Source organism: Streptomyces sp. NPDC028635 (genome assembly GCF_040637635.1).
Taxonomy (GTDB): domain Bacteria; phylum Actinomycetota; class Actinomycetes; order Streptomycetales; family Streptomycetaceae; genus Streptomyces.
The window spans coordinates 98,665-108,292 of record NZ_JBEZWX010000025.1 but is presented as its reverse complement, the minus strand read 5'-3'; the positions used below and the strand labels follow the sequence as shown (position 1 = coordinate 108,292).

The following is a 9,628-nucleotide window of genomic DNA, read 5'->3' as shown; positions in this document are numbered from 1 at the left end:
CGGGGCCGGGGTGGGGGGTGTCCGTCCTCGGTCCGGCCGGCCGTCACTCGGTACGGCGCCCTGTGCCGGTGCCGGACGCTGCGGGCGGACACCCCCCACCCCGGCCCCTTCCCGCCGTACGCGGGTGCATCGACGTCGTGGCGCGGGTCGCGTACGTCCGTGCGGGCGTCATCCCGCGTACACCCCGGCCTTCGCCGCCTCGTACGCCGCTCGGGCCGCTCGGTCCGCGGCGGCGGGGGTGGGGGCCGTGCCGGTGGTCAGCAGTTCGTAGTAGAGGGGGGCCGAGACCGCTCGGACGACCGTCGCCGCATCCGTGCCGGGCGGCAACTCCCCGCGTTCCACGCCCTGTTCCACGCACGGTGCCCACTCGGCCACGCGGACCTCGTAGAAGCGTCTGAGCGCCTCCGCCGTGCGTGCGTCGCACGCCGCTGCCGCGATCACCGCGCGGAACAGCGGACCCTGCCGGGGGTCGGCCAGGGTGCGCTGCACCAGGGACGCGTTGGCCCGCAGGTCACCGAGGACCGTGCCGGTCACCTCGCGGGGCAGCGACTGCTCGGCCATGTCCGCGAGCAGGTCGGCGACGAGGCCGGTCACGGAGCCCCAGCGCCGGTAGACGGTCGTCTTGCCGACCTCCGCGCGGCGTGCGACGTCCGCGAGGTCGAGCCGGTCGAAGCCGTGCTCCACCAGCACGTCCCCGGCCGCGCGCAGTACGGCCGTACGGACACGGGCGGTACGGCCGCCGGGACGTACGGTGCCGGGTTCGGCGGACATATCGGCCTCCTTGGTGCACGGACGGGTTACCCCGTCAGCGTAACGAAACAGCAGAACCGTTTAACCCTCACCGAGCGTGACATCCGCGTGTCGCCGCACGTCATCGGCCTGGTACCGTCCCGGCCAACGGCCGAATTTTCCTCCTGGTCCGTCTCTTCTGGTCCGCCAAATACGTTTCATCGCTGAGAGGTTGGAGCATGCCGGACGACGTCGCAGCAGCCCGGGCCGCCGCCGAGGAGGAGTCGGCCTTCTCGCACCCGCCCGTCGCCCCCGACACCACCGCCGCCTACGGCGACCATCCCGACCAGGTGATCGACTTCTACGCCCCGCGCGTCCAGGTGGGGCCGACCGCACAGGCCCCCCTGGTCGCCGTCCTGCACGGCGGTGCCTGGCGGGCGCCGTACGACCGGCGGCACATCAGCCCGTTCGCCGGCTTCCTGGCGCGCCGCGGGTTCGCCGTGGCCAGCGTGGAGTACCGGCGGGGGAGCGCCACGGAGGGGGACGCGGTCGCGGGCCGCTGGCCGGAGACGTTCGACGACGTCGCCGCCGCGCTGGACGCGCTGCCGGGCCTGGTGCGCGAGGCGCTGCCGCAGGCCGACGCGCGCCGCACGGTCGTCACCGGCCACTCCGCCGGCGGCCATCTCGCGCTGTGGGCGGCCGCCCGGCATGTGCTGCCCGCGGACGCGCCCTGGCGCACCGGCGGCCCGGCGCCCTTGCGGGGTGTGGTCGCTCTCGCCCCGATCGCGGACTTCACGGTCGCGGAGAAGCTGGACGTGTGCGGAGGAGCGGCCCGTCAACTGCTGGGCGGCGAGGACGCGTTCGCCGCGCGCCGGCCTTACGCGGACCCGGCTCTGCTGCTGCCCACCGGCATCGCGACCACGCTCGTCCAGGGCCGCGCCGACCTCGACGTGCCGCAGGCGGTGGCCGAGTCGTACGCGGACGCGGCGGCCAAGGCCGGGGAGGTGGTGGGCCTGACGCTGCTGGAGGACGTGGGCCACTTCCCGCTGATCGACCCGGCGGCCGACGCGTGCGCGGTGGTCGCGGAGGAGATCGCCCAGCTGGCGTGGTGAGGCGGCGGGACCGGGCGTCGTACCCGTCATACCTGAGAGCTACGCCGCAGATGAGCTCCACGGCGTGACGCGGACGACGCTTCACCCTCCGTAACTTCCTTGCCAGGCGGGTCCGATGGGCGGGCCGCGCGGTGGGGAGGCGACGATGGTCACGGGGGAGCTCGGTACGGATGAAGGCGGGCCGCGGCGGCGCGGGCGCGTCCTGCGGGCGCTGACGGCCGCGCTGATCACGGCCGCGGTCGTCGTACCCCTGTCCGGCGCGGCCCGCCCGCGCATCCCGGCTCCCGCGCCCGCGCGTCTCGCCGAGATCACCGCGGCCACCCTGCCGCAGGCGTACGCCGCGAACCGCGCCAACGCCCTGGAGGCGGCCCGGATGGCCGCGGCGCACGGCGACACGGGCCGCGCGCGGACGGAACGCGCCCTGGCGAACCCCTCGCGGCAGCTGCTCGCCTTCGACGGGCGGGGAACGGGCCGCGTCACGGAGGTCTTCGGCGACCTGGCCCGAGCGGACCGGACAGCCGTCCTCGTACCGGGGTCGGACACGTCCCTCGACACCTACGCCCGCTTCCGCGCGACGGCGACCGCGCTGGCCGCCCGCCTCGCACAGGAGGCTCCGCCGGGCACCCGGACAGCCGTCGTCGCCTGGCTCGGCTACGAGACCCCGGGCACGGTCAGCGCGACGGTCCTCACGACCGGCAGAGCCGAGCAAGCCGCCGCGGGACTGGGGGAGTTCATACGCGACCTGCATGCCGTCACGGGCCGCACGGCCCACGTCGCCCTGCTGTGCCACTCCTACGGGTCGGTGGTCTGCGGGCGCGCCGCCGACAGGCTGACCGTCGACGACATCGCCCTGATCGGCAGCCCCGGCACGGGCGCCGCCGACGTCAGAGCCCTGCACACGACCGCCCGGGTGTGGGCGGCGCGCGGCGGCGACGACTGGGTGGCGGAGGTACCGCATGTGCGCGCGCACGTCTTCGGTACGACCGTCGGGTTCGGCACCGACCCGGTGGACCCGGCGTTCGGCGCCCGGGTCTTCGCGGCCGGTGACGGTGGGCACAGCGACTACTTCCGGCCGGGCTCGGTGTCCCTGGCGAACCTCGCCCGGATCGTGCTCGGCGAGCGGGCGGAGGTGTCCCGTGCGTGAGCGAACACGCCTTCGCCGGGTCGCCGCCCGGATCGATGCCGCGACCCCCACCGACCGGGACCGGGCCGTGGACGCGCTGCGGGCCGTCGCCATCCTCGGCGTGGTGCTCGGGCACTGGCTGGTGACCGCGCTCGTCGCCGACGGCGGCACTCTGCACACCGCGAGCCCGCTGGCCTCCATGCCGTGGCTGGCGCCGGTCTCCTGGGTGTTCCAGACCCTGGCCGTGTTCTTCCTGGTCGGCGGGCACTCCGCCACCCGTGGTCTGGCGGTGGCACGGCAGCGGGGCGTTCCCTACCGGCGGTGGCTGGCGGCCCGGCTCGGGCGGCTGTTCCGGCCGGTGGCGGCCCTGTTGGCGCTCTGGGCGGTGGCGGCGGCCGCGCTGGTGGTCACCGGCGCCGAGGCGGCGACCGTGCACACGCTGGTCAAGCTGGCGCTGTCGCCCTTGTGGTTCCTTCTGGTGTTCGCGGGGCTGACGGCGGCGACCCCGCTGCTGACCCGGCTCAACCCGCTGTGGCCGCTCGCCGTCGTCCTCCACGTGGACCTGGTGCGCTTCGGACTCGGCGGCCCGGCCTGGCTCGGCTGGGTCAACGTGGCGGCCGGCTGGATGGTGCCCTACACGCTGGGTGCCGCGTGGACGAGGGGTGAGCTGGAGCGGCGGCGGGCCGGGTGGCTGCTGTCGGCCGGGGGCGCGGTGGTGACCGCGGCGCTGGTGGCGTGGGCGGGCTATCCGGCGTCCATGGTCGGGGTGCCGGGTGCGACGGTGTCCAACCTCGACCCGCCGACCCTGGCCGCCGTCACGTTCGGGCTGGCCCAGTGCGGAGTGGCCCTGCTGGTGCGTGACCGGCTGCGCCGGGCCCTGCGCCGGCCGGTGGCGTGGGCGGCGGTGGCGCTGGCGAACCTGTCCGCGATGACGATCTTCCTGTGGCACCAGACGGCTCTGATGGCGACCACGGCCGCCGCGCTGCTCGTGGGACGGCTCCCCGGGCTGCACACGGCGCCCGACGGCCTCGGCTGGGTGGCGGTGCGGCTGGTGTGGCTGCCGCTGTTCGCGGTGGTGCTGGGGGCGTGCTGGGCCACCTTCCGGTGGCACGAGCAGGGCGGTTCGCGGGGCCGGTCCAGGGTGGTGCGGACGCACCGGCCCGCGGACCGGCGGACCTCGGGGGAGGCGCGCCATGTCTAGGCTGGGCGGCGTGACGGAAACGGGGGTGGGCCAAGCGGTGCTGCGCTGGCTCCGGGTGCTGCGCGACGACCTGTGGACGCTGCGTGCGGACCCTCTGCCACCGTTCGTGTGGCTGCGCTGGTTCCCGCACGGACTGCTGTGCCTGGTCGCGTTCGGCGTGTCCTTCGGCGCGGTGGCGCAGCTGGCGAACGACGGCGGGGCGGGAGGGCAGTTGGCCCTGCTGATCGGGCTCGCGCAGGGCGGCGCGGTGGTGTTCGCGCTGTGGCGGCCCGTGCCGGCGTGGTGGCTGTCCATGGCGGGCACGGTGGTGGGTGCCGTGGAGGTGCGGCGCCAGTTGCTGGCCGGCGGCGCGCACGACTTCACCTGGCCCTGGTCGTCGGCCGGGATCATCGGGCACATGGCCGTCCTGCTGCTGCTCGCCCTGCGGGTGCGCACCCGGGTGTCGGTCGAGGCGCTGGTCGTGACCGTGCTGTTCACCTATGTCGTGCAGGGGCTGTGGGGCGCGGCCCGCTACACCCCCACCGGACTGCTCGCGGTCGTCCTGTCCTCGGTGGTCGTGGTACTCGGCATCGCCCTGCGCGGCCGCCGCGAGGCCCGCGCGCAGCTGGTGCAGCAGACCACGCTGACCGCCGAGGAGCGGGCCCGGCGCGCCCTGCTGGAGGAACGCAACCGGATCGCGCGCGAGTTGCACGACGTGGTGGCCCATCACATGTCGGTGATCTCCATCCAGGCGCAGGTCGCGCCGCACCTGGTCGAGGACCCGCCGCAGGAGCTGAGGGACAACCTCGCCGGGATCCGGGGGAACGCGCTGGAGGCGCTGACCGAGCTGCGCCGGGTGCTGGGTGTGCTGCGCTCGGAGCTGCCCGAGGACCTCGGCGCGCTCGGACAGGGCCGCGACACCGCCGGGCCGGGCGCCGCGCCCGACGCCCCGCAGCCCACGCTGGCCCGGCTCGGCAGCCTCATCGACAACATCCGTGGCGCCGGCCTGGAGATCCGCACGGAGATACGGGGCGACGCGGTGCCGTATCCGCCGGGGGTGGAGCTGTCCGCGTTCCGCATAGTGCAGGAGGCGCTCAGCAACGTTCTGCGGCACGCGCCGGGTGCCGTGGTGCGCGTCGACGTCGTCCACTTCCCCGACGGTCTCTACATCGGGGTGATCAACTCCCGTCCGACGCGGCCCGCCACTGAATCCTCGGGCAGCGGGCACGGGCTGCTCGGCATGCGGGAGCGCGCCACGATGCTCGGCGGCCATGTGATGGCGCACCCGACCCTGCAGGGAGGCTTCGCGGTCTCCGCGTTCCTGCCCCGCGACGGCATTCCGTTCGCCGAACGGCCGGTGCCGCCTCCCAAATATGACGTGGAACTCATCTTCCCGACAGGAGACGACCTCGTATGACGAGCGGTCCCACCCGCGTCCTGATCGCCGACGACCAGCAGATGGTCCGCCAGGGCTTCACCGTGCTGCTCAACACCCAGCCCGACATCGAGGTGATCGGGCAGGCCGTCGACGGTCGGGACGCGGTGGCGAGGGTGGCGGAACTGGCCCCCGAGGTCGTCCTGATGGACATCCGCATGCCCGAGATGGACGGCATCGAGGCCACTCGCCGCATCAAGGCCGCCGCCCCCGAGGTCAAGGTGCTGGTGCTGACCACCTTCGACCTGGACGAGTACGTGTACGAGGCGCTGCGTTCCGGCGCGGCCGGGTTCCTGCTGAAGGACGCCTCCGCGGACCAGCTGGCCGAGGCGGTGCGGGTGGTGGCGGCCGGGGACGCACTGCTCGCGCCGGGCATCACCAAACGGCTGATCACCGAGTTCACCCGCCTCGACGGCACGCCCCGCGCCCCGCTGAAGGAGCGGATCGCCGATCTCACCGAGCGGGAGACGGAGGTGCTCGCGCTGATCGCGCAGGGCCTGTCCAACGCGGAGATCGCCCAGCGCCTCGTCGTCGCGGAGCAGACCGTGAAGACCCACGTGGGCCGCATCCTGGTGAAACTGGGTCTGCGCGACCGTACGCAGGCGGCGGTGTTCGCCTACGAGTCGGGCCTGGTGCGGCCCTCCGGCTACTGAGGGGGGCCGGCCGGGCCGGTACCCGTAGTACTTGAGACGGACCCGGCAGGACCCCTCTCACTGGTGACGACCGTGACACCCGGCCCGGCCTACGGTGTGGAGCGTGACCGAGACGACCCCCACGCACAGCACACCGCCGCAGGGCGCGGACGGCGGGTACGCCGCGTACAAACCGCGCAGCCCCGAGGCCCGGGCGGCCGTGCAGGCGCTGCACGGCCTGCGGCAGGACCTGCTGCACGACGCCTTCGCCTACCGCCCGCTGCCCCGCAGGTCCGCGGAGGGACGGTTCCTGCGCGGTCTTCCGCCCGGGCTGCGGCAGTACGCGGTCTGGACGCCGCACGCGGTCGTGGGTGCGCTGGCGCTGGTGGTGTGGATGGCCGGTGCCGGGCCCGCACTGGACTGGCCGCCGTATCTGCTGCTGAGCTTCCTGCCGGCGGCCGTGGTGCTGCTGACGCTGCTCAGGCCGGTCGCCGCGTTCTGGCTGTCGCTGCTCTCGGCACCCGTCCTGTGCGTGCTGGACCCGCTGTGGGATCTGTGGCCGTTCCAGCCGGGCACTTTCCTCGCGCACCTGTGCGTGATGACGATCGTGGCCCTCCGCACCCGCCCGCGCACCGCCGCCTGGATGTGGCTGCTGACGCTGGTGTACGGCGGCATGGCCGAGCTGCTCGCGCGTCCCCTCGAAGGCACGGACACCATGCCGATGCTGTTCCTGTCGGCCGTGCTGCTGCTCGTCGTCACGGTCTGGCACATCCGCCGCGACGCCGAGCAGGAGGTCAGCGCCCAGCAGACGGTCACCGCGCACGAGAGATCACGGCGCACCCTGCTGGAGGAGCGCACCACCATCGCGCGGGAGCTGCACGACGTGGTCGCCCATCACATGTCGGTCGTCGCCATCCAGGCGGAGGCCGCGCCCTACCGGGTGGAGAACCCGCCGCAGGAGCTGGAGAGGGCCTTCGCCACGATCCGGGAGAACGCGGTGGCCGCCCTGACCGAGCTGCGCCGGGTGCTGGGCGTCGTACGGGCGGAGGACTACGAGGCCCCGGAGGCGCCGCAGCCCACGCTGGCCGACCTGGACGCGCTGCTGGCCAACGTCCGCCAGGCCGGTCTGGAGGTGGACAAGGCGGTGACGGGCGCGGTGCGGGAGCTGCCGCAGGGGGTGGAGCTGTCGGCGTACCGGATCGTGCAGGAGGCGCTGAGCAACACCCTGCGGCACGCGCCGGGCGCGAGCGCCCGGGTGGAGATCGGGTACGTCATCGGCGGGCTGGGCCTGCGCATAGTCAACGGCCCGCCGTCCGCCCCCGCAGCGGTCGAGCGGTCGCCCGGCGCCGGGCACGGCATCACCGGCATGCGGGAGCGCGTGACCATGCTGAACGGGGAGATGACGGTGGGCCCGATGGCCGGCGGCGGTTACGAGGTGGCGGTGTTCCTGCCGGTCACCGCGGCGGCGGGGGGCACGCCATGACGATCCGGGTACTGATCGCCGACGACCAGATGATGGTCCGGGAGGGCTTCTCGGTCCTGCTGAACGCGATGCCGGACATCGAGGTGGTCGGCGAGGCGGTCAACGGCCGCGAGGCGGTGCGGCGGGTCCGCGAACTCGCCCCGGACGTGGTGCTGATGGACATCCGGATGCCCGAGCTGAACGGCATCGAGGCGACCCGGGAGATCGTCGCGGCGGACGCGTCGGCGAAGGTGCTGGTGCTGACGACGTTCGATCTGGACGAGTACGTGTACCAGGCGTTGCGTGCGGGCGCCTCCGGCTTCCTGCTGAAGGACGCCTCCGCCCGTCAGCTCGCCGACGGGGTGCGGGTGGTGGCGGCCGGTGAGGCGCTGCTCGCGCCGTCGGTGACCAGACGGCTGATCACCGAGTTCTCCCGGCTCTCCGACACCCCGCGGCTCGCGTCGGCGGCGCAGGCGTACGGGGAGCTGACCGAACGGGAGACGGAGGTGCTGGTACTGATCGCCCAGGGGCTGTCGAACGCGGAGATCGCCGAGCGGCTCGTGGTCGCCGAGTCGACGATCAAGACGCACGTGAGCCGCATTCTGGTGAAGCTGGGTCTGCGCGACCGCACCCAGGCGGCGGTGTTCGCGTACGAGACCCGTCTGGTGACGCCGAGCTGACGGCCCGCGGCGGCACCGGTGGGCCGGCGGCGGTGCGGCCGGCCCACCGGGAGGCGACGGTCAGAGGCGAGGGTCAGGGAGCGTCCCCGTCCTTGTCGCCCTTCTTGCCGAGGCGGTCCGTGAGCGGTTCCAGCAGCAGGCCCACGGTGGCGACGGCGACGGCCGGCAGCAGGGAGTGGGCGCGAACCCCCGGCGTCCACTCCAGCAGCATCACTCCGACGAGGAACGCCGACAGCCAGCCGAAGACGGCGTCGAAGACGCGGGCCACGGACGGTGACGGGTGCAGCGAGGCGCGCAGGAGAGCGCGCGCCGGCACCGTGACGGCCATGGCGACGGCCGCGCAGGGGCCCATCAGCAGCAGCGCCCACAGGACGGGCAGGACCCCGTCGAACGCCACCGCGTCGGGGAAGACCACGGCCGTGACGAGCAGGACCAGCAGGAACACCAGCCCGACCAGTCCGGCCACGAACAGTACGAGTCCCCCCACGACCAGGCGGGCGAGCCGCTTCTCACCAGGTGTCGACGGTTCGTCATCCATCCGGCTGCCCCCGCCTACGCGGCGATGATGATGATCGCCTTGGCGAGGTCACTGGCGATGTCGTGCGGCAGGCCGGCCTTCATCAGGGCCAGGGTCAGCGCGTGTTCGCCCCAGTTCTCCACGGCGTCGATCGCGTCGGCGATCTTGTTGCCGTTCCTGGAGGCGTACTTGGCGGCCTTCGGCGAGACCCGCTTGAGCACCTTGCCCAGCCACACGCCACCGTGCCGGAAGCCGGCCACGACCAGCTTGCGGACGATGGTGCTCCACCCGAATCCCGGCATCGGCTTGGTGGGTCCCTTGCCCTCCAGCCGGTCGGCGTAGGCCTCGAACTGGGCGATCTCGGCGGTGTCGGAGCCCCCGTCGGCCTTCATCCGCTGAATGAGATCCCGCACCTCGGCCGCGGTGAACGTCGGCTCGCCGGTGTCGATGACGGTGGTGCGGGCCATGCCCTGCGCCTCCGTGGCCTCGGCCAGCGGAGCCGCACCCCCCAGAGCCATCGCTGCGGTGGCCACGATCGCGGCGGCGCGTATGGCAGTCGACGATGTCACGTCGGTGTTCCCCTCTTGTGCAGTTGTGCAACGTGGTGCCTGTTGGTCAGACAGACACGGCGCGGTCCGCGCCCCTCTCCTCGGCCGCTGGTCGGGCGACCGGAGCGGGGCAACCGCGACAGAGGTGATCTTGTAGAACAGAGCCGCCGAAGACAACGGCTTTGAGCAAGAACTGAGCAAGAACCGGAC

Annotated in this window: 10 protein-coding genes; 7 read left to right on the top strand and 3 right to left on the bottom strand. The window is 73.6% G+C overall.

The features are described from left to right. Positions 1 to 168: 168 nt before the first annotated feature. Entirely contained in the window at positions 169 to 771 is a 603-nt protein-coding gene (locus AB0E88_RS24670) for a TetR/AcrR family transcriptional regulator (protein ID WP_361634188.1), read from the bottom strand. Positions 772 to 968: 197 nt separating this feature from the next. Here AB0E88_RS24670 and AB0E88_RS24665 point away from each other — a divergent pair, with 197 nt between their 5' ends. The 7 genes from AB0E88_RS24665 to AB0E88_RS24635 all read left to right on the top strand — a co-directional run bounded on the left by AB0E88_RS24665 (position 969) and on the right by AB0E88_RS24635 (position 8,353). Then, positions 969 to 1,841, top strand: coding sequence for an alpha/beta hydrolase (locus AB0E88_RS24665; RefSeq protein WP_361634185.1), 873 nt, complete (start codon positions 969 to 971; stop codon positions 1,839 to 1,841). Positions 1,842 to 1,986: 145 nt separating this feature from the next. Further along, a complete protein-coding gene (locus AB0E88_RS24660; RefSeq protein ID WP_361634182.1) occupies positions 1,987 to 2,985 on the top strand; it encodes an alpha/beta hydrolase in 999 nt (332 codons plus the stop codon). Next, complete coding sequence (locus AB0E88_RS24655) at positions 2,978 to 4,165, top strand: acyltransferase (RefSeq protein WP_361634179.1); 1,188 nt, start codon at positions 2,978 to 2,980, stop codon at positions 4,163 to 4,165. Before AB0E88_RS24660 ends, AB0E88_RS24655 begins: the two co-directional genes overlap by 8 nt. Further along, positions 4,158 to 5,561 carry a histidine kinase gene (locus AB0E88_RS24650; RefSeq protein ID WP_361634176.1) on the top strand — a complete coding sequence of 468 codons (1,404 nt, stop codon included), beginning with the start codon at positions 4,158 to 4,160 and terminating at the stop codon, positions 5,559 to 5,561. Before AB0E88_RS24655 ends, AB0E88_RS24650 begins: the two co-directional genes overlap by 8 nt. Next, entirely contained in the window at positions 5,558 to 6,232 is a 675-nt protein-coding gene (locus AB0E88_RS24645) for a response regulator transcription factor (protein WP_361634173.1), read from the top strand. The genes AB0E88_RS24650 and AB0E88_RS24645 overlap by 4 nt, the downstream gene beginning before the upstream one ends. 103 nt (positions 6,233 to 6,335) lie before the next feature. Next, entirely contained in the window at positions 6,336 to 7,694 is a 1,359-nt protein-coding gene (locus AB0E88_RS24640) for a histidine kinase (RefSeq protein WP_361634170.1), read from the top strand. Beyond that, the gene (locus tag AB0E88_RS24635) at positions 7,691 to 8,353 is read left to right on the top strand and encodes a response regulator transcription factor (protein WP_361634167.1); all 663 of its coding nucleotides are present in this window, start codon (positions 7,691 to 7,693) and stop codon (positions 8,351 to 8,353) included. Before AB0E88_RS24640 ends, AB0E88_RS24635 begins: the two co-directional genes overlap by 4 nt. 73 nt (positions 8,354 to 8,426) lie before the next feature. On the opposite strand, the gene AB0E88_RS24630 is transcribed toward AB0E88_RS24635, so the two are convergent. Continuing rightward, the gene (locus tag AB0E88_RS24630; protein ID WP_361634164.1) at positions 8,427 to 8,891 is read right to left on the bottom strand and encodes a hypothetical protein; all 465 of its coding nucleotides are present in this window, start codon (positions 8,889 to 8,891) and stop codon (positions 8,427 to 8,429) included. 14 nt (positions 8,892 to 8,905) lie between these two features. Further along, positions 8,906 to 9,439 (bottom strand): hypothetical protein, encoded by a 534-nt coding sequence (locus AB0E88_RS24625; protein ID WP_361634161.1) that lies wholly within the window; start codon positions 9,437 to 9,439, stop codon positions 8,906 to 8,908. Between the last annotated feature and the right edge of the window lie 189 nt (positions 9,440 to 9,628).

Coding starts and splice junctions, on each gene's coding strand:
- AB0E88_RS24670 (WP_361634188.1), bottom strand. CDS start 771: ATGTCCGCCGAACCCGGCACCGTACGTCCCGGCGGCCGTACCGCCCGT.
- AB0E88_RS24665 (WP_361634185.1), top strand. CDS start 969: ATGCCGGACGACGTCGCAGCAGCCCGGGCCGCCGCCGAGGAGGAGTCG.
- AB0E88_RS24660 (WP_361634182.1), top strand. CDS start 1,987: ATGGTCACGGGGGAGCTCGGTACGGATGAAGGCGGGCCGCGGCGGCGC.
- AB0E88_RS24650 (WP_361634176.1), top strand. CDS start 4,158: ATGTCTAGGCTGGGCGGCGTGACGGAAACGGGGGTGGGCCAAGCGGTG.
- AB0E88_RS24645 (WP_361634173.1), top strand. CDS start 5,558: ATGACGAGCGGTCCCACCCGCGTCCTGATCGCCGACGACCAGCAGATG.
- AB0E88_RS24635 (WP_361634167.1), top strand. CDS start 7,691: ATGACGATCCGGGTACTGATCGCCGACGACCAGATGATGGTCCGGGAG.
- AB0E88_RS24630 (WP_361634164.1), bottom strand. CDS start 8,891: ATGGATGACGAACCGTCGACACCTGGTGAGAAGCGGCTCGCCCGCCTG.